We start from the raw sequence: 20,212 nt of genomic DNA, 5'->3' as shown, positions 1-20,212 counted from the left end.
GTGCACGACACCGTCGACCAGATCAGAGAGCAGTGGGCCGATGTCCGCCCCGAGCTGGACTCGACTCCCATGGGTGTCATCGGGCGAATGTCGCGGGCCTCGTCGCTGCTGGACAAGTCGATCCGGGAGAACTTCGCCGGTTTCGACCTGCTGCCCGGTGAGTTCGACGTGCTGGCTACCTTGCGCCGGTCCGGCAGCCCGTACAAGCTGACGCCGGGTGTGATCGGCGAGCTGACGATGGTGACGTCGGGTGCGATCACCAACCGCATCGACCGAATGGTCGACAAGGGGCTGGTCAAGCGTGAGCTGGACCCGGACAACCGGCGGATCATCGTGGTGGTGCTCACCCGCCGCGGCCGTGAGCTGATCAACGAGGTGATCGACAGTCACGTCGCTCATGAGATCAAGCTGATGGAGAGCCTGAGCGATGGAGAGCAGAAGCAGCTGGCCGAGCTGCTGCGCAAGCTGCTGGTCGGGCTGGGTGACATCCCGCAGGGCGATGAGAAGGAGCCCGCGGAGGACTGACGAGCCGACGCCGTGGGGGCGAGCTCGCCTGTGACACCATCGAAGAGTGCGCGTGACCACCTGGACGCTTGAGATGCTTCAACCGCCGCATGGCGTTGTGCGTGAGCTGTCGCCCGGCACCCGCATCGAGCGAGCCGGAGGGATGACGCCGGAGTATGCGCGCTTCCTCTACGGGCTGGTCGGCGGGCCATGGTTCTGGATCGACCGCCTGCCGTGGACCCGACAGGCGTGGGAGTCGGAGATCGCGGCGATCGGCACCGAGTTTCTGGTTGCCTACGGCGACGGTGTGCCGCTGGGATTCATCCAGATCCAGCCTGCGGGCATCGAGGAGAGCTCCCACGCGGAGATTCGTTACTTCGGACTGGTGGAGTCGGCGATCGGCCGGGGCCTCGGCGCTGCGCTGCTCGAGCAGGGCATCGCGGCGGCGTGGACGCTGCACGAGCGCCACGAGATCGGCGTCGTGCGGCGGGTCTGGGTCCACACCTGCTCGCTCGACGGTCCCGCTGCGCTGGCGAACTACCAGGCGCGAGGTCTGCGGATCTGCGGTGAAGCAGTCACCGAGGAGGACGTTCCGGGCAGCCCGCTCGGCGCCTGGCGGTCCAGCGTTGGCGGGCACCTCGACATCTGACGCAGCAGTGTCCGTCATCATGCGCGACCGGGGGTCACCCGTCTGCAGGAGCGATGGTGATGACGTCGGAGAAGTGCAGCACCGTCGGCACCGGCTCGTAGAAGGGATGTAGTAGCGCGCGCCACTGCTGGTAGTCCGCTGACTCCCGGAACCCCACGGTGTGGTCCTCCAGGTGCTCCCATTCCACAACGAGCAGGTAGTCGCTCGACCGCTCAAGGCAGCGGGCAAGCCGTAGGCTGCGAAAGCCATGCTGCCGGCGGATGATCGCCTGAGCGTGGCCGAACGCTCGCTCGAACTCGGCTTCTTCGCCCGGGCGCACCGGCAGGATCACCTGCTCAATGACACTGACATGTTGGGTCCTCATTGTGCGGAAGGCGGGACTTGAACCCGCACGCCCGAGGGCACAGGTACCTAAAACCTGCGTGTCTGCCTATTCCACCACTTCCGCGTGCCAGGAATCCTATCCAGTTGCCTGCACAGCTGCCCGCGGGCCCTCAGGCGAGCTTGAGGGCCTTGGTCAGCGAGGCGACGTGGCCGGTGGCCTTGACGTTGTAGCGGGCCAGCTCGATCTTCCCGTCGGGGTCGACGACCATCGTCGATCGGATGACTCCAATGACCTTCTTGCCGTAGAGCGTCTTCTCGCCGTAGGCGCCGTAGGCCTCGAGGACGCTCTTGTCCGCGTCGGACAGCAGCGGGTAGGTGAGCGACTCCTTCTCGACGAACTGTGCCAGCTTCTCGGGCTTGTCGGGGCTGATCCCGATGACGTCGTAGCCGGCCTTCACCAGTGGGGCGAGGGAGTCGCGGAAGTCGCAGGCCTCGGTGGTGCAGCCCGGCGTCATCGCCGCGGGATAGAAGAAGATCACCAGGTGGCGGCCGGCATAGTCTGCCAGTGCGACGTCCTTTCCCTGGTCGGAGGTGAGCGTAAAACTGGGGGCGGCCTGGCCGGCTTCGAGACGTGGCATCAGTGTCCTCTCGTAGATGCGATGGTGATCTGCGTTATCGTCTCAGACGAGTCCGACGACGAAGGAGACAGCATGGCTGACAAGGCCAAAGCCAAGAAGCCCAAGCCACCAACGGCAAAGCAGGTCGAGGCCGACCTCGCTGCCAGCCGCGAACGGCTGGCGGGAACGATCGACGAGCTCGCCTTCCGTGCGCAGCCGAAGGAGATCGCCAAGCGTCAGGTGGAGTCGGCCAAGTTGCGGGCCAACGACATGACTCGCACTCCTGAGGGGGATGTCGACAACGCCAAGGTGGGCAAGATCGCGGGTGGCCTCGGTGGCGTCCTGCTCGTTCTCGGTCTCCTGCGCCGCGTGCGCAGCTGACGAGCGGCCTACGTGGCTGACGGAAAGAGTGCTGCCAGCCTCCCGATCCGGATGCTGCATGACCGCGTGCTCGTGCAGCTCGACGAGGAGAGCGGTGAACGCCGCTCCGGGGGTGGCATCGTCATCCCCGCCACGGCGAGCGTCGGCAAGCGGCTCTCCTGGGCGAAGGTCGTTGCCGTAGGCCCGCACGTGCGCCAGGTCGAGCTCGGTGACCGCGTGCTCTTCGATCCCGAGGATCGCGCCGAGGTCGAGCTGCAGACCACCGGGTACATCCTCTTGCGGGAGCGTGACCTGCATGCCGTCGCTGCACAACGTGTCGAGGGCGGGTCCACGGGCCTCTATCTCTGACTAGCCTCGCCGGGGCTGCCGATGTTGGCCGATTCTGCCGTGATGACGGCAGAATCGGCCAACATCGCATCGAGGGCGAAGATCGGTGTTGGCGAATGCCGCCGCCATAGCGCGACTTCTGCCCAACACCGCGCTGCTAAATCTCGGCGCGGGCGTCCACGAAGGCCTGCACGCAGGCCCGCACGTCGTCTTCGCTGTGCGCTGCCGACAGCTGCACCCGGATGCGTGCCTTGCCCTTCGGCACCACCGGGAAGGAGAACGCGATCACGTAGACGCCGCGCGCCAGCATCGCGTCGGCCATCTGGGCCGCCACGCGCGCGCCGTCCGCACCGGGGAACATCACCGGGGTGATCGGGTGACTTCCGGGCAGCAGCTCGAAACCCTGCTGCGTCATCAGCTCGCGAAAGAGCGCCGAGTTGGCTCGCAGCTGCCGCCGGCCGTCGTTCGAGGTAGCCGCAAGCTCGATGGCCTTGCTGGACCCTGCCACGACCGACGGCGCCACCGCATTGGAGAAGAGGTAGGGGCGGGCGCGCTGGCGCAGCAGGTCGACGATCTCCTGGTGCGCGGCGACATAGCCACCGGACGCTCCGCCGAGTGCCTTGCCGAGCGTTCCGGTCAGGATGTCGACGCGCCCCAGCACGCCCTTGAGCTCATGGGTGCCGCGTCCACCTTCGCCGACGAATCCCACGGCGTGCGAGTCGTCGACCATCACCATCGCGTTGAACTCGTCGGCCAGGTCGCAGATCGCATCCAGCGGCGCGTAGTAGCCGTCCATGGAGAAGACGCCGTCGGTCACGATCACGAGGCGGTCGGCGCCGTCCCCCCGCGCCGCCTCGAGCTGACCGCGCAGATCGGCCATGTCGGCGTTCTTGTATCGCAGCCGGGCGGCCTTCGACAGCCGGATGCCGTCGATCAGCGAGGCGTGGTTCAGCTCGTCGGAGATGATCGCGTCACCGGCTCCGAACAGCGCCTCGAAGATCCCGCCGTTCGCGTCGAAGCAGGAGGAGAAGAGGATCGAGTCCTCAGTGCCCACGAACTGCGCGATCTGGCGCTCGAGGTCTCGGTGCTGGGACTGGGTGCCACAGATGAACCTGACACTCGCCATACCGAAGCCCCACTCCTGCAATGCATCCCGCGCCGCAGTGATGACGTCGGGGTGGTCGGCGAGGCCGAGGTAGTTGTTCGCGCAGAAGTTCAGCGCGGCGGCGGACTCGGTGGTCACGTGGGCCGACTGAGGCGAGGTGAGCTCGCGCTCGTGCTTGGTCAGACCGGCGTCATCGATCTCCCGCAGGGTCGCGCGCAGGGCGTCCTTGATGGCATACATAGGTGTCTCCTCAGCTCCAGTCCATGACCACTTTGCCGCACTCGCCCGAGCGCGCGGCGTTGAACGCGTCCTGCCACTGCTCCGCGGGGAAGCGGTGGGTGATCGTCGAGCGCACTGCCTCCTCCAGCGCCGGCGAGGTCTGCAGCATGGCGCTCATCGCGTACCACGTGTCGTACATCTCGCGTCCGTAGATACCCTTGATCGTCAGCATGTGGGTGATCACCCGGCCCCAGTCGATCGGGTAGGGATCCTTGGGCAGGCCGAGCATCGCGATGCGGCCGCCGTGGTTCATGTTCTCGATCATCTCGCTGACCGCGCTGGGGTTGCCGGACATCTCCAGGCCGATGTCGAATCCCTCGCGCATGCCGAGCGCGTCCTGTGCCTCCCGGATCCGGGAGCTCGTCACGTTGATCACCTGGTCGGCACCGGCCGCCTTCGCGAGGGACAGGCGGTATTCACTCACGTCGGTGACCACGACCTTGCGGGCACCGACGTGCTTGGCGATTGCCGCGGCCATGATGCCGATGGGACCGGCGCCGGTCACCAGGATGTCCTCGCCGGCGATGGGGAAGGACAGCGTCGTATGCGTGGCGTTGCCCAGCGGGTCGAAGACCGCGCCGACATCGGGGTCCAGGTCGTCCGGCTGGACCCACACGTTGGATGCCGGTATGACGACGTAGTCGGCGAAGGCTCCGTCGCGGTTCACGCCGACGCTGCTGGTGTTGATGCACAGCTGGCGCCGCCCGGCGCGACAGTTGCGGCACTCGTTGCAGACGACGTGCCCCTCGCCGGAGACCCGCTGCCCGACGCGGACACTGTTCACGGCCGGGCCCACCTCGACCACCTCGCCGAAGAACTCGTGGCCGATGACCAGGGGGGGCCTTACGGTGCCGGCCGCCCAGTCGTCCCACTGCTCCAGATGCAGGTCCGTGCCGCACAGGCCGGCACGCAGCACCCGGATCTTGACGTCGGTCGGCCCGGGTGAGGGCTCCGGGACGTCGATCAGCTCGAGGCCTTTTTGGGGACTTGTCTTCGCTAGTGCTCGCACCCGCCCTAGTCTGCCCTCCGGGTCGTCTGACCAGGTGAGCGGGTGACCATGGCCACAGACAAAAGCGTGCGGCCCCTGCGCTGAAGGGTCGCACGCTTGCCAGGCTTTGGCCTGGGACTGGTGCGCCATCCAGGACTTGAACCTGGAACCCGCTGATTAAGAGTCAGCTGCTCTGCCAATTGAGCTAATGGCGCAACGAGGTAGGACTGTATCAGCCCACTCGCCCGGTCATGAAATCGAGCCTACCGCCGTAGTGCCCGTCGACCCGTCAGCCACATTGGGCAAGCCCGCGACGCGCTCTCGCACCCCGGGAGTCGCTAGGTTGCGTGATGAGACGTGACCGATGTTCCCGATCGAAGGAAACGCGATGACCCTCTTGACCGATCCGGATATCGAGCGGCCGGAGGAGCTGCCGGAGGCGAAGGCCAAGCCTTCGTGGAAGGTCGCGCTCAAGCGTGCGGGCGCCAAATTCTCTCAGGACCAGTGCACGGACAAGGCCGCCGCGCTGACGTACTTCTCCGTCCAGTCGATCTTCCCCGGGCTCATTGCCGTCCTGTCGTTGCTCAACATCTTCGGCAACGGGGCCCGGACCACCAAGAAGCTGGTGGCGATCCTCGCGGGTGTCCTGGGCAAGCAACCCTCCGACTTCAGCCAGGTCACCGACTTCATCAACCATGCGCAGTCCCAGGGAGGCGGGGGAATCGCGCTGGCCGTCGGTATTCTCGGTGCCCTGTGGTCCGCTTCCGGGTATGTCGGTGGGTTCAGTCGGGCCCTGAACAAGATCTATGACATCGGCGAGGGCCGTCCCGTCTGGAAGCTTCGGCCGACGCTGCTCCTGGTGACGGCCATCGAGATCGTGCTGATCGTGATCGTGATCGTGGCGCTGGTGACCAGCGGCAGCGTCGCGCGGGAGATCGGCAAACAGATCGGTCTTGGTACCGAGGCAGTGCAGATCTGGGACCTGGCGAAATGGCCGGTGGTGGCGTTCATCGTGGTGTTCATCATCGGGATGCTCTACTGGGCAACCCCGAACGTGCGCAAGATGAAACGGAACATCTTCAGCTGGGGTGCTCTCACCGCATTCATCGTCTGGGTGGTCGGTTCGATCGCGCTGGTGCTCTATGTCGGGTTCACTCACGGATCCGGTTACCAGAAGACGTATGGCGCGTTCGCCTACGTGATTCTCTTTCTGCTGTGGTTGTGGATCACCAACCTGGCCATGCTCTTCGGTGCCGAGCTGGACGCCGAGCTGATCCGCACCAGGCAGCTGCGTGCGGGTTTTGAGGCCGAGCGAATCGTGCTGCTGCCGGCGCGAGACGAGTCCGGCCTGGAGAAGAAGGAGGACAAGCAGAAGAAGCTGCTCAAGGAGGCGACCGCGCTGCGCATGGGTGAGACAGTGGCTGCAGGTGCCGCCGGGGGCGGAGCACTGGCCACGCGGGGCAACCGGGACACTGGGAACGGTGCAGGCGGCAACCGAAAGGACAAGAAGGCGATGGGCACGACCAAGCAGCAAGACATGCAGGAGACGCGCGCGCAGATCTCGCGGGACCGCGTCGAGCGTCGGGACAAGGCCCTCGCGGAGGCCAAGGCCGAGCGCAAGGTGCGCGACCGGCTGGAGCGCCAGGAAGCCAAGAAGAAGAAGAAGTTCAACGACGCCCTCAAGCAGGTCAAGGCGGAGCGCAAGGCCCGGGAGGCTGCCGTGACCTACCCGCAGCACCGCGCGAGTATCGAGGAGACGCGGGCAAAGTACGCACCACGGCAGACGCCGGCGCGCGAGCGTCTCGAGGCGGAGCAGCGCGCACGCAGGGCGTCCTATGACGCCGATCAGGCGGAGCAGCGCGCCAAGGCTGCGGCACAGCCGCCGGAGCCCCCGAAGCCGAAGAAGGTCAAGGAGAAGAAGCCGCCGATGCCCAGCGAGGCGCGCACCCAGGTGGAGATGGACAAGACCCAGCGTCGGCTCGCCTGGTTTGCCGAGCACAAGCGCGGCGAGTAGCAGTTCGTTGAGTGTCTACTGACTCAATCAGTACCCATATTGCCGAGCGGCATGCTTGCGCAGCGAGCGGCATACCAAATTGGTATGCCGCTCGCTGCGTATGTGGACCTCTCGGCCGTACTTCTCAACTGGCACGCACCTGACTTCCGCAGCACAGCATACGAAAAAGTCCCCGGCCTTCGAGAAGGCCGGGGACTTTTCATGGGGTGAGTGACGGGACTTGAACCCGCGACCCTCGCGACCACAACGCGATGCTCTACCAGCTGAGCTACACCCACCATGGCGGCGGCCTCCCAACGGGAGGCAGCGCGGACCACTGTACCCGGTTGGGCGTGACTGTCGAAATCAGGTTCCGGAGGTGGGGTTGACTGCGGTCGCGGCGCCCTCGTACTTTGCCGCAATCTTGCGGGCCTGTGAGCTGTCGGGGCCGGGTGGCGCCACGAAGACGGCCTCCCGGTAGTAGCGCAGCTCCGCGATCGACTCGCGGATGTCGGCGAGTGCGCGGTGGCCGCCGTTCTTGGCCGGGGCGTTGAAGTAGGCCCGGGGGAACCAGCGACGGGCCAGCTCCTTCACGGACGACACGTCGATGATCCGGTAGTGCAGGTGCCCTTCGAGCTCGGGCATGTCCCGCTCGAGGAACCCGCGGTCGGTGGCGACGGTGTTGCCACCGAGCGGCCAGCGCCCGGCATCCGGTGCGTGCTCACGCACATAGCTGAGCACCTGCTCTTGCGCCTGCGCCATCGTCAGACCGGAGTCGAGCTCCTCCAGGAGACCGCTCTTGGTGTGCATGTTGCGCACGAAGTCGTCCATGTGGTCCAGGCCGGTCTGCGGTGGCTTGATGATGACGTCGACGCCATCGCCCAGCTGGTTCAGATCGAAGTCCGTGACCAGGGCCGCCACCTCGACCAGAGCGTCACGCTGCAGGTCGAGGCCGGTCATCTCACAGTCGATCCACACGATGCGGTCGGAGTGCTGCTTGTTGTCGCTCACCCCAACACCATATGGGGATCGCTTATCCTCTGGCTCATGACATCGGGAACTGGTCTATCACCACGTCCCGATCCGCCGGGTCCGGCGGGCCCGATGCCCCACCGGGCAGGACGGCGACGGCGGCTGAGACGGGTGCTGCTGATCAGCGCGCTGACGGTGCTCTTCGGGTTCTCGGGCGCCGCGGTGCTGGAGATGATCGGTTCGCACGCCGGCGTCGCCGCGACGATCCTGGGGGTCGCGCTGTCGGTGGTCGTGCTCGGGATCGTCGTGCCGCTGTTCCTCTGGCTGGACCGTTACGAGCGCGAGCCGGTCGGCATGCTGCTGTTTGCCTTCGGGTGGGGAGCCTGCGTCGCCACTCTCGCCGCCGCGACCCTCAACGACGTCATTGCCCACGATCTGGGCCGAGGTTCGAGTAACTCGCTGATCGCACTCGTCACGGCACCGGTGGTGGAGGAGACCCTGAAGGGGCTGGGCCCGTTGCTGCTCTTGTGGTTCCGCCGCCGCGAGGTCGACGGCATCGTCGACGGCATCGTGTATGCCGGGCTGTGCGCGGCCGGGTTCGCGGCGGTCGAAGACGTGCTCTACCTGGCCAACGGCTATGCGAGCTCGGGTGAGCACGGGCTGCTGTCGACCGCGCTGGTGCGGGTCGTGATGTCGCCCTTCGCGCACCCGATGTTCACCGTGTGCACCGGCGTCGGGATCGGCATCGCAGCGACTCACCGACGGTGGACGCATCGCGTCGGAGCCGTGCTGCTGGGCTGGTTGTGCGCAGTCGCGCTGCACTCGCTCTGGAATGCCGGGGCGGTGCTGTCCGAACGCGGCTGGCTCGTCTTCTACGTCGGGCTGCAGGTGCCGCTCTTCATCGCGTTCCTGACGACGATCGTGCTCGCCCGGCGGCACGAGGCTCGCGCGCTCGCCGAGCATCTGCACGCCTACGTCGTCGCCGGCTGGCTGAGCGACCCCGAGGTCGGGATGCTGTGCTCGATGGAGGCGCGGCGGTATGCCCGGGCGTGGGCGAACGCTCATGGTGGCAGGGACGGCCAGCGGCAGATGCATGACCTGCAGGACTCGGCGAGCGAGCTGGCCATGCTGCGAGCACGGATCGAGCGAGGTCAGGGCGACGCGGTCGTGCTGCAGGAGGAGCAGCGGCTGCTCGCGCACATCGCGCGCCTGCGCAGGCCGTTCGTCGGCACGGCGCTCTACCGCTGGCCGATGTGAGCCGGAGTCGAGCGGGTCAGGTCGGCGGGTCGGCCGCCAGTCGCACGCAGCATCGATCCGGTGCCGGGTCGAGGCGGGCGTGCATCCCGGTGTCGCCGAGACCGCGGAGAAGTCCGCACATGAGGTCGAGGTTCATGCCGCATACCAGGTCGGTGTGCGTCTGCGCCAGGACATGGAACGGGCAGTTGCCCAGCAGCAGATCGGCGCCGTCCCGGCGCGGCTCGAACCCGTGCTCCTCGAGCACGCGCAAGAGGCGGCCCGGCTCGGCCGCAGAATTCTGGTCCGGGCCTGCTCCCTCGCCGAGCTGCACGCCGGCGTCGTAGGCCTGCTGTGCCAGGAGGCCGCGTGCGGACTGTCCGGTGCGCTCGGACTCCTCGATCGCACTGGCGAGCAACCGGCCCACCAGGTCGTAGCGTCGCTCGGGCAACGACACGGCCAGATCCCGCTTCGATCGGCGATAGAGCTTCGCCGGCCGGCCGGCGCCCGGGCCGCTGCGCCCGGTGCGCCGTGCGTAGCTGACGTCGAGCAGACCCTCGTCGACCAGCTTGTCGAGGTGGAACGCGACGGTCGCCCGCGCCACGCCGAGCTCACCGGCCACCTCGTCCCGGCTGACCGGATCGACCTGCCGGATGACGTGCTCATAGAGCCGTCGTCGGGTCGGCTCGTCGAGCACGGCGAGGGCCGCAACCTGACTGAGCTGAGGTTCACGCATACCAACATTCTAAAACAGATCAGAGTTGACGAAAACCGCGAACCCTTCTAAATTTGTCTTGCGTTGACTTTAGAGGTCACCGGGTGCCGAACATCACTTTCCAGGAGGACGAGGATGAGCCTGAACGAGCTGAGCGAGGTGGACCTCGACGGTCAACGGCGGGCCCCGTCCGGACGCCATCTCGAAGTGGTCCATGACCGCGACGCGGTCGACCTGCCCGCCGCGGCGCGGGCCGTGTCCGACCTGCTGGTGGCGCTCGGCAGGGACCCGTCGTCGGCGCACCTACAAGACACGCCCCGAAGGGTGGCGCAGTCCTACGCCGAACTGCTCACGCCGCGGAAGTTCGCGCTGACGACCTTCCCCAACGACGAGGCATACTCCGAGCTCGTGCTCGTCAAGGACATTCCGGTGCAGTCGCTGTGCGAGCACCACCTGCTGCCGTTCCAGGGTGTCGCGCACGTGGGTTATGTGCCGGGGGAGCGGATCCTCGGGCTGTCCAAGCTCGCCCGAGTGGTTGAGCTGTTTGCCCGTGACCTGCAGGTGCAGGAGCGTCTGACCGAGCAGGTCGCCGACTGGCTGCAGGACAATCTCGCACCTCAGGGCGTGGGTGTGGTCATCGAGGCGGAGCACCTGTGCATGTCGCTGCGGGGCGTGCGCGCGACGGGTGCGCATACGGTTACCTCAGCCACCCGGGGAAGCCTGCACGATGACAAGGATGCGCGCCACGAGTTCCTCGCGCGCAGCGGGATCTACAGCTGACGAGCAGGTTCGTCGGATCGATTCAGATCCTTGTTCGTCTCGTGCGCGTCGACGTGGTCCACCTCGAGGCGGACCATCGTGCGCTGGACCGGCCAGGAGGTGGGTTGACCCGTCCAGCTCGCCGCGCTGAGCAGTCGGCCGCGTTCGTAGGTGATGTGACGAACCAGCGGTTCGAGGTCGGCGAAGCCGACCTGCGTGGTCATCTGCTCGGGGTGCGCGCGGTAGGTGTACACCACCTGGTCGAGCATCATGCCGGCAGCACGGCCGGTCACTGCCAGGACCATGCCGAGGTCCTCTGCCTGCGGTAGTCCCTGCCACCCGCCGACGCTGCGAAGCAATCCGGCTTCGATCAGCATCGTCGTCGGGCCGATGGGGAAGTCGAGGCATGGGCAGGCCCATGCCCGCCAGACACTGCCGGCAGGGCTGGGGCCGGCGGGCACAGGTGAGGCATACACGACGACCTCGCCGTCACGCAGGTGGGCCAGACGGCCCGCAACCCAGCCCACCCCGTTCGCCGCCGCGGCGGTCAGACGGCACTCCAGCGATCCGATCGGTAGGTGGTCGTCATCGTCGGCCGAGGTCACGTATACACCGCGCGCCATGCCCAGTGCAAGGTTGCGTGCGCTTGCGGTGCCGACGGGTTGCCCGATCTGAAAGCTGTGCACCCGCTCGTCGGCGAGGAGAGCGGGTGGTACGCGTCGGTCGTGTTCGCCGTCCACCGCGACAATCCACTCCCAGTCCACCTCGGAGGCACACAAGTCGGTGTGTAGCTGCTGCAGGAAGTCGATGCGCTGCGGGAGCAATCTGGTGGGGGTCAACACGCTGACCAGGGGCCGAGCGGGCTGGCTGGAACAATGGACGGCGGCCGGGCGCAACGCACGATGTGGCCGCTGCATCGGGAGATCCGATTCCGAGTGCGCTTCGAGGGCGCGTGGCCTGCTCACACCTCCCATTCTACGGTTTGGGGCGATTGCCCTCGGCTCACCCGCCCCGATTGTCCGGGTCGTAGGGTGGAACCGGGCTCGGAAGCGAGGGGTGAGATGGACCGGTGCGCAGGCCTTGTGCGGGTCAGCACATTTTGTGCCAGGCCCGGCCAGACGGCAGCGCTGCTTGCTGCGGCAGCGGACAACGTGCGGGCCGCTCGACAGGCTTCGGGGTGTCTGTCCGCCCAGGTGTGCACCGCGCCAGGCGACCCACGAACCGTGCTCGTGATCTCACGATGGGAGTCGGAGTCCGCTGTTCGAGCCTTCCTCAACTGGCACGAGCGACTGGCTCACGGCGCAGTCTCACCGTATGCGGTGGGCCGGCCGCAATCCGTGCATTACCCAGTGGTGGCCTGCGACGAGTAGCCCCGCGGCTGGACAGCGACGGGCGGCTCCCGCGGACTCCGCTCCGCCGGTCAGCGTCATTGTCCCGGCGTACAACGCGCAGTCGTTCCTGCCCGAGCAGCTCGCTGCACTGATGAGCCAGGACGCCGCAGTGGTTCGTGAGATCGTCGTTGCCGACAACGGGTCGACCGACCGGACCCACGATGTGGCGGTGCACGTGGCCCTGCAAGATCGGCGAATCCGAGTGGTGGACGCATCCGGCCGGCGGGGCGCGGCGCACGCCCGTAACGTTGGAGCAGCGGCTGCTAGCGGTGATTTCTTCGCGTTCTGCGACGCCGACGATGTGGTGGCGCCCGGCTGGGCCGCAGCGCTCTACGCCTGCGCGCGACGGACCGGCGCACAGTTCATCGCGGGGGTCAACGATCACGACACGCTCTACCCGTACCCGGTGCGACGCTGGCGTCCAGCCATCCACCCATCCCGCCCGTCGAATGACACTGACGGGAACGGCTTCGCCGAGGCCTGCAACCTCGGGGTGTCCCGGGCCGCGTTCGATTCCGTCGACGGCTTCGACGAATCGCTGGCCTTCGCGGCTGAGGACGTTGAGCTGTCCTGGCAGCTGCAGCGGGCGGGCTTTCGGCTGGAGCGCTGCACCGACGCCGTCGTCTACTACCGGGACCGGGTCACCGCGTCGGCGGCGGCCGGTCAGGCCTACCGCTACGGGCGCGGCAACACGGTTTTCCTGCGCGCCCGGGACACCGCCGTCTCACCGTGGTGGCGACTGATCACCGCGGCGCTGCCGTTGATGGCGCGGACACCCGCGCTGTTCGGCTCCCGGCGTGCCCGAGTGACCTGGCTTCGTCAGGCTGCATTCTGGGCGGGCGGCGTGCGTGGCCTGTTCGACACCGAACCGCCGCACACACGGCACGGGGTCTCCGGCCAGGCGGGCCTCCGGTGACATCCCCACCATTGTTCGGGCTGTGGCTGAATGCTGCGTCCGCGGATCTGGTGGCCTGGGCCACGGCGGCCGAGGAGCACGGTTATGACCTGGTTGCGGTGATGGACGACCCGTATGACGTCGACCTGTTCGAGGCGTACACGGCACTGACCGTCGCGCTGGCCCGCACCACTCGAGTCCTTGGCTATGTCGGGGTGACCAACTTGCCGCTACGTCCGGCCCCGGTCCTCGCGCGCATCGTGTCGACCCTGTCCGCGCTCTGTGACGGACGCGTCGTGCTCGGGCTCGGCGCGGGCGGCGACCTCGACCGCGCAGCCGCCTTTGGTGGGCCAATACTCACCCCGGGGCAGGCGGTCGACGCGCTCGAGGAGGCGATCCGCCTCGTGCACGCCCTCACCGGTGGCGGGATCGAGCCGGTCCGATTCACTGGCCGGCACTACCGCGTGGACGGCGCGCTACCGGCTGCGCAACCACCCCCGCCGGTCTGGACCGGCGCCGGCGGGCCGAGAGCGCTGCGGATCACCGGTCGGCTCGCCGACGGGTGGATCCCGCAATACGGTGACGACTGGCGATCCGCGGCGGTGCGCGAAGCCCGGGCAGTGATCGACGACGCTGCCCTCCGGGCCGGCCGTGACCCGGCCGAGGTCGGCACCTGCTACAACATCTCCGCCACCCTCACCAGCCGCGATCTCGCTCGCACCCGTGACGAGGATGGCCGTTGGATCGGAGGGTCGGCACGCCAGTGGGTCGATGAACTCGTCACAGCGGTGACCGACTACGACGCGGGCGGGTTCACCACCACCATCACCGACCGGTCCGGGCAGGCGACGCTCGACCTGGCAACCCGCTTCGCCCAGGACGTCATCGGCCCGGTGCGCGACGCTACTCGGTGAGCCGGGCCCGACTTTGTGCCCCGTGCGGGACGATGGTGGGGCACACAGCGAAGCGGGGAGACGTCTGCATTGACTGCCTGACCACCCCAACGAGGAGAACGCAGCTAGCCGCCGGCATCCTGCACCGAGACCTGAGCCGGAAGCGACGCCGAGCTGGAGCTGTCCTGGTGGGCAGATTCCGTTCGTCCCCTGGGTGTGACGGCCTACGGTAGGTCGTGCGGTGAGAGCTGGAGGAGAAGATGAAGTTCATGCTGATGTACCTGGCCGACCAGGTAGGAGACCCGTGCCCGGTCGACCAGGAGCCGTTGAGGTCGTGGCTGGAGGAGATGGACACCCGCGGGGTGCTGCTTGACGGCGGCCCGCTGCGCGGCCCGGAAACCTCGACCACCGTGCGGAATCAGGACGGCACCGTGACGGTGCTGGACGGCCCTTTCGCGGAGACCAAGGAGCAGATCGCCGGCTTTGACCTGATCGAGGCCAGGGATCTCGACGAGGCGATCGCGGTAGCAGGCGCCCACCCCGCGGGCGACGTTGAGGTGCGTCCGCTTGCGCCGGGTATGCCGACGCCCGCATCATCCGAGCAGAAACCGGGGACGCAGCGCTATCTGATGTTCGTCTGCTGGGACCAAACCGGTGAGGGTGAGATCCGCGAGACCCGCGCGACCGATGCCGACGACCCGATCAACGGATGGATCGAGGAGGCCGGCCCTCGCAGGCTGCACGGGTGGCAGCTGCAGCCACCGTCGCTGGCCCGCACCGTCCGCAACGTCGACGGCACTGTCACGGTGACGGACGGGCCGTTCGCGGAGACCAAGGAGCAAATCGGCGGCTACGACATGCTTGAGTGCGCCGACCTGGACGAAGCCATCGGGATCGCCGCCCGGCACGGTGCCCCGGTGCTCGACCTGAGGCCGATCCCCGCCGGGTGAGTGAGCAGTCCGACCCGGTCGCCCCCGTATTCCACGCGCAGTGGGGGCGGCTGGTCGCCGGCCTGATCGGCTGGTGTGGCGACTTCGACCTGGCCGAGGAGGGTGCTGCGGACGCCTTCGAGGCAGCCGTCGTCGCCTGGCGGCGAGATGGCCCACCGGAGCGACCGCTGGCGTGGCTGACCACGGTCGCTCGCAACCGGGTGCGGGACCGACTGCGCCGCCGTACCACCGAGTTGGCGAAGCTGGCGATCTTGGAGGCGACGCCAACCGACGAGGTGGCGGGGCCGGATGGGTTCCCCGACGAGAGGCTCCGGCTGATCTTCACGTGCTGCCATCCGGCCCTGCCGATGCCGGCCAGGGTGGCACTGACCCTACGCACCCTGTGCGGACTGACCAGCGCCGAGATCGGGCGGGCGTTCCTCGTGACCGGGCCGACCATGGAGAAGCGGCTGGTCCGGGCCCGGGCGAAGGTCCGGGACGGCCGGATCCCCTACCGCGTGCCTCCGCCGCAGTTGCTGCCCGAGCGGCTGAACGGAGTTCTGGCGGTGCTCTACCTGATGTTCAACGAGGGCTACGCGGCGTCCTCGGGCGACTCGCTGGTGCGGACGGACATCACCGCGGAGGCGGTCCGGCTGGCGCGTCTGCTTCACCGGCTGCTGCCCGACGACGAGGTGACCGGCCTGCTGGCACTCATGTTGCTCACCGACGCCCGTCGCGCCGCCCGGATGCGCGATGGAGAAGTGGTGCGTCTTGCCGAACAGGACCGCACACGATGGGACCGGGCGCAGATCACCGAGGGCGCGACCCTCCTGGCGGGGCTCGACGGCCGACCCGTTGGCGCCTACCAGGCCCAGGCCCGGATCGCGCTCGAGCACGACTCGGCGGCAACCCCAGAGGCGACCGACTGGGCCGGCGTCGCGGCGCTGTACGGGCTACTGCCCGCCACCCCGGTGACACAACTCAACCAGGCGGTGGCCATCTCGATGGTGGATGGACCAGCCGCCGCGTTGGCCCACATCGAGCCGCTCACCGACAGCCTGTCCGGCTACCACCTCTACCCCGCCACCCGAGCCGACTTCCTCGCCCGGCTCGGCCGGGTCCAGGAGGCCATCACCGCACTGGACCAGGCCATCGCACTCGCTCCCACCGGCCCCGAGAGACGACTGCTCGTCCGACGCCGCGGCGAGTTGAGGAACGGGCCACAGTAAGCCCGGGCTGCGGGAGCTTGACCGCGCCTACGGAGTCGCGCATGTCACTGACCGGCTCACCCCGGAAGGATGGCAAGTAGGCGATGGACAATCGACGCACGACCCCCGTCCCGCGTTCGTCGACCCGAGTTGCGTGCTCGTTCTGCATCCGGCGACATGGTCACCGCAGCCGGTTCGATGAACGGGTGCGTCTGAACAGGACATGCCACAGATCACCGACTCCGGTGTTGTCGCCAGGGCGCCGCGGCGACGCCTCGCGGCATGCTGCAGTGGCGACCTCACGAGGCTCAGGACCCAGGACGACCACCGCACGACAGCCCGCCCCGTGCCATTCATGGGCGATCGACCGTTGGCCAGGTTCTCGACAACAAGCGTCAAACGCGCGTCAAGCGCGATTTTCGAGTGCCTCCGACCCGACATGATGCCTGGCCAGGCGGCAATTCTCGCGCCCCCGGCAGGACTCGAACCTGCGACCTAGAGATTAGAAGGCTCTTGCTCTATCCAGCTGAGCTACGGGGGCAATGGCGTGACAAGTGTATGAGGCGTGGACGATGCTGCGAGCGCACCCCATCGGCCGTGGGCGCGGCGAGATCCGCGACATGGTGGACCCGAGGTTGAGTCCGTCGCGCAGACAGGGGATGCTGTGCCAGTGACTGGTGGCGATCAGGGGACCGAGCTGCTGGCCGCGCTGCATACGTTGCGGGACACCGCGGGCGTCACCTCGTTGCCGCTGGACATTCCGGGCGTCGAACGTGCCCGCCGCGGTCAACGGGAGATGCTGGCGCAACTGGACGACTACATCATCCCGCGAGTCAGCTCGTTGGATGCGCCGCTGCTGGCGGTCGTCGGTGGTTCGACGGGTGCCGGCAAGTCCACGCTGGTCAACTCGGTGGTCGGGGAGACCGTCACCCGCAGCGGCGTGCTTCGCCCGACCACCCGCGGGTCGACCCTGATCCACAATCCGGCCGATGCCCGGTGGTTCACCGGCACCCGGGTGCTGCCGGGCCTCGCCCGTCAGACCGGGACGACGGCGCCGGCGAACGATCCGGACACCCTGCGACTCGTCTCGTGCAACGCTGTGCCAGTCGGCATCGCGCTCCTGGATGCTCCCGACATCGACTCGGTGGTCTCGGCCAACCGCGATCTTGCGCGGCAACTGTTGTCCGCAGCGGACCTGTGGATCTTCGTCACGACGGCCTCGAGGTATGCCGATGCCGTCCCGTGGGAGCTGCTGCACCAGGCGATCGGGCGCGGCACCTCGGTCGCCGTCGTGCTCAACCGCGTCCCCATGGATGCCATGCAGGAGGTCCGAGCCGACCTCGCCGGCATGCTGATGGAGCAGGGGCTGGGCCAGTCGCCGGTCTTTGCCATCGCCGAGACCTCCCTGTCCCGCGACGGACTGCTTCCGGTGACCGAGATGGGTCGCGTTCGCAGCTGGTTGAGGTCGCTGGCCTCCGACGCGCACGCCAGGGGGCTGGTGATCCGCCGCACCCTGGACGGGGCCCTGGACTCGTTGGCCGCCCGCACGGCCGAGCTGCGGGCTGCACACGAGGCCCAGGTGCGCGGCGCCGGCGACCTCACGGGCCAGGCGGCCGCGGCATACGACCGCGCCGTCGGCGGTGTGCAAGAGGGGATGCGGGACGGCTCCCTCCTACGAGGTGAGGTCCTGGCCCGCTGGCAGGAGTTCGTGGGCACCGGCGAGCTGCTTCGACAGCTCGATGCCGGCGTGGGCCGGATGCGCGACAGGGTCACCGCATTCATCAGTGGCCGCGGCAAGGCACAGCCGGCGGATGACCTCGGGCACGCTCTTCAGACCGGCGTGGCCGCCCTGCTTCAGGCGCACGCCGAAAGTGCCGCCATTGCCGTGAGTCGCGGCTGGCGCAACACGCCCGGAGGCGCCCCGCTCGTGGATGCACATCGCGAGCTTGCCTCTGTCTCACCGGATTTCACTCAGAAGGCCGAGAAGCTGGTCCGCAGCTGGCAGGATGATGTGCTGCAAATGGTTCGAGAAGAGGCCGGTGGGAAGCGCGCGACAGCCCGCTTCCTCGCGTTCGGCGTCAATGGAATCGCGGTGATGCTGATGCTGCTGGTCTTCTCGGCGACGGCAGGGCTGAGCGGCGCCGAGATCGGCATTGCCGGAGGTTCGGCGATCCTTGCCCAGCGGCTGCTGGAGGCGGTCTTCGGGGATCAGGCGGTGCGCACCCTCTCCGCGCGTGCCCGCACCAGGCTCCTGGAGCTGACGACGGAGCTCTACGACGGGGAGCGGCAGCGCTTCGACGACGTGCTCGACGAGGCCGTCGGCGGTCAGGACGGGCTCGGCTCGGGAGCGCTGGACGCTGCAGTGTCGGCAATTGAGCAGGCCCGATGAGCCGCAACACCTTCCGCAGCAAGGTGCCCGACACCGTCTCCCGGCAGGACCTTTCCGCGCGCACCCAGGCCATTCGGACGGCGTTGGAGCACGCCGGAGACCGCCTCCCGGCCGACCAGGTCCGAGCCGCGCGGGAGCTCGAGACGAAGATCGGCGGGCGCACCAGGGTCGCCGGCACCCGCACCGTGGTGTCGCTGGCCGGCGCAACAGGAAGCGGCAAGTCGAGTCTGTTCAACGCGCTGGTGACTGAACCGGTTTCACGGATCGGAGCTCGCCGGCCGACGACGTCGGCGCCGGCGGCCGCGATCTGGGGCGAGGAGCCGAGCGGGGAGCTGCTCGACTGGCTCAAAGTGGGGGCGCGCCACCACGTGCCGGCGTCCGCGAAGGACGCGGACCATCTCGACGGGCTGGTGCTGCTCGATCTGCCCGACTTCGACTCTCGGGTCGCGGCGCACCGGGCGGAGGCCGACCGTGTGTTGGAGCTGTCGGACGTGTTCGTCTGGGTCACCGATCCGCAGAAGTACGCCGACGCGGTCCTGCACGACCAGTATGTCCACCGGATGGCGTCGCACTCGGCGGTCACGATCGTCGTCCTCAACCAGATCGACCGGCTGGGCCGCGGTGAAGTGGCCGAGTGCGCCGAGGACCTGCAGCGGCTGCTGACGCAGGACGGCCTCGACGCGGTGAAGGTGATATCGGCCTCCGCCCTGCGAGGCGAAGGCGTCGCGGACCTGCTCCAGGCGATCTCGCAGGCGGTGCAGACCAAGAATGCCGCGGAGCGACGGCTGATGGCAGATCTTCGAGCTCAGGCAGCGAGGCTGCGCGCCGGTGTCGCCGACGGTGAGCCGCCGGTGGATGAGCGGGCAGCACCACAGCTGGTGGAGGCCCTGAGCACGGCCGCCGGTGTGCCGATCGTCGAGGACGCGGTGGCGCGCGACTACCGAATGCAGGCCGCCGCTCGCGGCGGCTGGCCCTTCGTGCGGTGGATCCACCGGCTGCGGCCGGCACCATTGCGGCGGGTGGGTCTGGACCGCGTGACGGGAGGTTTGTTGAGCCGCAAGGACGCACGGATCGCCCTCGGGCGATCGTCACTGCCTACGCCCACGCCGGCGGCACGTGCCGCGGTGGATGTGGCAACCAGACGTCTGGGCCAGGCAGCGGCGGAGGGGCTGCCGCAGCGGTGGGCGGACAGCGTCTACGACGCCGCCTCGCCCGATGACGGCAGTCTCTACGACCAGCTCGACCAAGCCATCCTGGCCACGGCTCTGCGCGAGCGCGATCCGTGGTGGTGGATGCTCGTCTGGGTGCTGCAGTGGATGTTCGCGGCAGTCGCGATCGCCGGGCTGGTCTGGCTACTGGTCCTCGCGGGACTGGGGTTTGCACAGATCAGCGCGAGCGCGCCGACGTGGGGCATCTTGCCGGTGCCGCTGCTGATGCTCGTCGGTGGGGCGATCCTCGGGCTGCTGCTCGCGCTGCTTGCCCGATGGTTCGCGGCCCGAGGAGCGCGGCACCAGGCGCGGATCGTCGGCAAGCGGTTGCGCAAGTCGGTGGCAGCGGTCAGCGGTGAGCAGATCGTGGCCCCCGTGCACAAAGTGCTGCGGGATCATGCGCTGACGCGAAAGTCCCTCGATGAGGCGATGCACTGACCCCGTCGTGGTCCC

21 protein-coding genes and 5 tRNA genes are annotated in these 20,212 nt (G+C 68.1%); 14 read left to right on the top strand and 12 right to left on the bottom strand.

Going from position 1 to position 20,212, the window contains the following annotated elements; translation table 11 throughout:
* Both FGL98_RS05795 and FGL98_RS05790 read left to right on the top strand, forming a co-directional pair.
* On the top strand, positions 1–525 hold the full coding sequence (locus tag FGL98_RS05795) for a MarR family winged helix-turn-helix transcriptional regulator (protein ID WP_146315772.1): 525 nt from the start codon (positions 1–3) through the stop codon (positions 523–525).
* Positions 526–577: 52 nt separating this feature from the next.
* Positions 578–1,153: a GNAT family N-acetyltransferase gene (locus FGL98_RS05790; protein WP_146315771.1), complete on the top strand. Its 576-nt coding sequence runs from the start codon at positions 578–580 to the stop codon at positions 1,151–1,153.
* Positions 1,154–1,187: 34 nt separating this feature from the next.
* Here FGL98_RS05790 and FGL98_RS05785 read toward each other — a convergent pair whose 3' ends face one another.
* The 3 genes from FGL98_RS05785 to bcp all read right to left on the bottom strand — a co-directional run bounded on the left by FGL98_RS05785 (position 1,188) and on the right by bcp (position 2,115).
* Positions 1,188–1,517: an antibiotic biosynthesis monooxygenase family protein gene (locus FGL98_RS05785; RefSeq protein ID WP_146315770.1), complete on the bottom strand. Its 330-nt coding sequence runs from the start codon at positions 1,515–1,517 to the stop codon at positions 1,188–1,190.
* A 2-nt stretch (positions 1,518–1,519) separates the two neighbouring features.
* Positions 1,520–1,601 (bottom strand) — tRNA-Leu (locus tag FGL98_RS05780).
* Between the two features lie 46 nt (positions 1,602–1,647).
* The gene (bcp, locus tag FGL98_RS05775) at positions 1,648–2,115 is read right to left on the bottom strand and encodes a thioredoxin-dependent thiol peroxidase (protein ID WP_146315769.1); all 468 of its coding nucleotides are present in this window, start codon (positions 2,113–2,115) and stop codon (positions 1,648–1,650) included.
* A gap of 72 nt (positions 2,116–2,187) precedes the next feature.
* Between bcp and FGL98_RS05770 the strand changes: the two genes are divergently transcribed.
* Both FGL98_RS05770 and FGL98_RS05765 read left to right on the top strand, forming a co-directional pair.
* Positions 2,188–2,475 (top strand): DUF3618 domain-containing protein, encoded by a 288-nt coding sequence (locus tag FGL98_RS05770; protein ID WP_146315768.1) that lies wholly within the window; start codon positions 2,188–2,190, stop codon positions 2,473–2,475.
* A gap of 51 nt (positions 2,476–2,526) precedes the next feature.
* Positions 2,527–2,823, top strand: coding sequence for a GroES family chaperonin (locus tag FGL98_RS05765; protein WP_146315801.1), 297 nt, complete (start codon positions 2,527–2,529; stop codon positions 2,821–2,823).
* Positions 2,824–2,959: 136 nt separating this feature from the next.
* Here FGL98_RS05765 and FGL98_RS05760 read toward each other — a convergent pair whose 3' ends face one another.
* The 3 genes from FGL98_RS05760 to FGL98_RS05750 form a co-directional block, all read right to left on the bottom strand.
* Positions 2,960–4,147, bottom strand: coding sequence for a glycine C-acetyltransferase (locus FGL98_RS05760; protein ID WP_146315767.1), 1,188 nt, complete (start codon positions 4,145–4,147; stop codon positions 2,960–2,962).
* A gap of 10 nt (positions 4,148–4,157) precedes the next feature.
* Entirely contained in the window at positions 4,158–5,195 is a 1,038-nt protein-coding gene (gene tdh, locus FGL98_RS05755; protein ID WP_146315766.1) for an L-threonine 3-dehydrogenase, read from the bottom strand.
* Between the two features lie 118 nt (positions 5,196–5,313).
* A tRNA-Lys gene (locus tag FGL98_RS05750) sits at positions 5,314–5,389 on the bottom strand.
* A gap of 173 nt (positions 5,390–5,562) precedes the next feature.
* Between FGL98_RS05750 and FGL98_RS05745 the strand changes: the two genes are divergently transcribed.
* Complete coding sequence (locus FGL98_RS05745; RefSeq protein ID WP_186526001.1) at positions 5,563–7,188, top strand: YihY/virulence factor BrkB family protein; 1,626 nt, start codon at positions 5,563–5,565, stop codon at positions 7,186–7,188.
* Between the two features lie 202 nt (positions 7,189–7,390).
* On the opposite strand, the gene FGL98_RS05740 is transcribed toward FGL98_RS05745, so the two are convergent.
* Together FGL98_RS05740 and orn are read right to left on the bottom strand one after the other, a co-directional pair.
* A tRNA-His gene (locus FGL98_RS05740) sits at positions 7,391–7,466 on the bottom strand.
* A 67-nt stretch (positions 7,467–7,533) separates the two neighbouring features.
* On the bottom strand, positions 7,534–8,127 hold the full coding sequence (orn, locus tag FGL98_RS05735) for an oligoribonuclease (RefSeq protein WP_146315800.1): 594 nt from the start codon (positions 8,125–8,127) through the stop codon (positions 7,534–7,536).
* 183 nt (positions 8,128–8,310) lie between these two features.
* Here orn and FGL98_RS05730 point away from each other — a divergent pair, with 183 nt between their 5' ends.
* The gene (locus FGL98_RS05730) at positions 8,311–9,396 is read left to right on the top strand and encodes a PrsW family intramembrane metalloprotease (RefSeq protein WP_186526000.1); all 1,086 of its coding nucleotides are present in this window, start codon (positions 8,311–8,313) and stop codon (positions 9,394–9,396) included.
* A 16-nt stretch (positions 9,397–9,412) separates the two neighbouring features.
* Here the strand turns inward: FGL98_RS05730 and FGL98_RS05725 are convergent, their stop codons facing one another.
* Entirely contained in the window at positions 9,413–10,108 is a 696-nt protein-coding gene (locus tag FGL98_RS05725; protein ID WP_146315763.1) for a helix-turn-helix transcriptional regulator, read from the bottom strand.
* A 114-nt stretch (positions 10,109–10,222) separates the two neighbouring features.
* On the opposite strand from FGL98_RS05725, the gene folE reads away from it, so the two are divergent.
* Positions 10,223–10,867 carry a GTP cyclohydrolase I FolE gene (gene folE / locus FGL98_RS05720; RefSeq protein WP_146315762.1) on the top strand — a complete coding sequence of 215 codons (645 nt, stop codon included), beginning with the start codon at positions 10,223–10,225 and terminating at the stop codon, positions 10,865–10,867.
* Here the strand turns inward: folE and FGL98_RS05715 are convergent.
* A complete protein-coding gene (locus FGL98_RS05715; protein WP_186525999.1) occupies positions 10,858–11,811 on the bottom strand; it encodes a glycosyltransferase family 2 protein in 954 nt (317 codons plus the stop codon). The two genes, folE and FGL98_RS05715, sit on opposite strands and share 10 nt — an antisense overlap.
* On the opposite strand from FGL98_RS05715, the gene FGL98_RS27055 reads away from it, so the two are divergent.
* Together FGL98_RS27055 and FGL98_RS05705 are read left to right on the top strand one after the other, a co-directional pair.
* Positions 11,722–12,216 (top strand): putative quinol monooxygenase, encoded by a 495-nt coding sequence (locus FGL98_RS27055; RefSeq protein WP_146315760.1) that lies wholly within the window; start codon positions 11,722–11,724, stop codon positions 12,214–12,216. The two genes, FGL98_RS05715 and FGL98_RS27055, sit on opposite strands and share 90 nt — an antisense overlap.
* Positions 12,161–13,153: a glycosyltransferase family 2 protein gene (locus FGL98_RS05705; protein ID WP_146315759.1), complete on the top strand. Its 993-nt coding sequence runs from the start codon at positions 12,161–12,163 to the stop codon at positions 13,151–13,153. Before FGL98_RS27055 ends, FGL98_RS05705 begins: the two co-directional genes overlap by 56 nt.
* A 400-nt stretch (positions 13,154–13,553) precedes the next feature.
* Here FGL98_RS05705 and FGL98_RS25265 read toward each other — a convergent pair.
* Positions 13,554–13,630: transfer RNA gene (locus tag FGL98_RS25265), tRNA-Trp, on the bottom strand.
* On the opposite strand from FGL98_RS25265, the gene FGL98_RS25260 reads away from it, so the two are divergent.
* The 3 genes from FGL98_RS25260 to FGL98_RS05685 all read left to right on the top strand — a co-directional run bounded on the left by FGL98_RS25260 (position 13,597) and on the right by FGL98_RS05685 (position 16,183).
* Complete coding sequence (locus FGL98_RS25260; RefSeq protein WP_186525996.1) at positions 13,597–14,046, top strand: LLM class flavin-dependent oxidoreductase; 450 nt, start codon at positions 13,597–13,599, stop codon at positions 14,044–14,046. The genes FGL98_RS25265 and FGL98_RS25260 overlap by 34 nt on opposite strands.
* Before the next feature lie 239 nt (positions 14,047–14,285).
* Positions 14,286–14,975: a YciI family protein gene (locus tag FGL98_RS26200; RefSeq protein ID WP_246136387.1), complete on the top strand. Its 690-nt coding sequence runs from the start codon at positions 14,286–14,288 to the stop codon at positions 14,973–14,975.
* The gene (locus tag FGL98_RS05685; protein ID WP_222432029.1) at positions 14,972–16,183 is read left to right on the top strand and encodes an RNA polymerase sigma factor; all 1,212 of its coding nucleotides are present in this window, start codon (positions 14,972–14,974) and stop codon (positions 16,181–16,183) included. The genes FGL98_RS26200 and FGL98_RS05685 overlap by 4 nt, the downstream gene beginning before the upstream one ends.
* 446 nt (positions 16,184–16,629) lie before the next feature.
* On the opposite strand, the gene FGL98_RS05680 is transcribed toward FGL98_RS05685, so the two are convergent.
* A tRNA-Arg gene (locus FGL98_RS05680) sits at positions 16,630–16,703 on the bottom strand.
* A 129-nt stretch (positions 16,704–16,832) separates the two neighbouring features.
* Here FGL98_RS05680 and FGL98_RS05675 point away from each other — a divergent pair.
* Positions 16,833–18,551, top strand: a complete 1,719-nt coding sequence (locus FGL98_RS05675) for a GTPase family protein (protein ID WP_246136386.1) — start codon at positions 16,833–16,835, stop codon at positions 18,549–18,551.
* A complete protein-coding gene (locus tag FGL98_RS05670) occupies positions 18,548–20,197 on the top strand; it encodes a GTP-binding protein (RefSeq protein ID WP_146315757.1) in 1,650 nt (549 codons plus the stop codon). Before FGL98_RS05675 ends, FGL98_RS05670 begins: the two co-directional genes overlap by 4 nt.
* The last annotated feature ends 15 nt before the right edge of the window (positions 20,198–20,212 follow it).

The sequence above is a fragment of the Leekyejoonella antrihumi genome, from assembly GCF_007845645.1.
Taxonomy (GTDB): Bacteria; Actinomycetota; Actinomycetes; order Actinomycetales; family Dermatophilaceae; genus Leekyejoonella; species Leekyejoonella antrihumi.
This window is presented reverse-complemented; position numbering and strand designations above follow the sequence as displayed.

Bases quoted from the DNA above. Each gene is read 5' to 3' on its own strand.
- FGL98_RS05785 (WP_146315770.1), bottom strand. From the start codon at position 1,517: ATGAGGACCCAACATGTCAGTGTCATTGAGCAGGTGATCCTGCCGGTG.
- bcp (WP_146315769.1), bottom strand. From the start codon at position 2,115: ATGCCACGTCTCGAAGCCGGCCAGGCCGCCCCCAGTTTTACGCTCACC.
- FGL98_RS05770 (WP_146315768.1), top strand. From the start codon at position 2,188: ATGGCTGACAAGGCCAAAGCCAAGAAGCCCAAGCCACCAACGGCAAAG.
- FGL98_RS05765 (WP_146315801.1), top strand. From the start codon at position 2,527: ATGCTGCATGACCGCGTGCTCGTGCAGCTCGACGAGGAGAGCGGTGAA.
- FGL98_RS05760 (WP_146315767.1), bottom strand. From the start codon at position 4,147: ATGTATGCCATCAAGGACGCCCTGCGCGCGACCCTGCGGGAGATCGAT.
- FGL98_RS05745 (WP_186526001.1), top strand. From the start codon at position 5,563: ATGACCCTCTTGACCGATCCGGATATCGAGCGGCCGGAGGAGCTGCCG.
- orn (WP_146315800.1), bottom strand. From the start codon at position 8,127: ATGACCGGCCTCGACCTGCAGCGTGACGCTCTGGTCGAGGTGGCGGCC.
- FGL98_RS05725 (WP_146315763.1), bottom strand. From the start codon at position 10,108: ATGCGTGAACCTCAGCTCAGTCAGGTTGCGGCCCTCGCCGTGCTCGAC.
- folE (WP_146315762.1), top strand. From the start codon at position 10,223: ATGAGCCTGAACGAGCTGAGCGAGGTGGACCTCGACGGTCAACGGCGG.
- FGL98_RS27055 (WP_146315760.1), top strand. From the start codon at position 11,722: ATGGACGGCGGCCGGGCGCAACGCACGATGTGGCCGCTGCATCGGGAG.
- FGL98_RS05705 (WP_146315759.1), top strand. From the start codon at position 12,161: ATGCGGTGGGCCGGCCGCAATCCGTGCATTACCCAGTGGTGGCCTGCG.
- FGL98_RS26200 (WP_246136387.1), top strand. From the start codon at position 14,286: ATGAAGTTCATGCTGATGTACCTGGCCGACCAGGTAGGAGACCCGTGC.
- FGL98_RS05670 (WP_146315757.1), top strand. From the start codon at position 18,548: ATGAGCCGCAACACCTTCCGCAGCAAGGTGCCCGACACCGTCTCCCGG.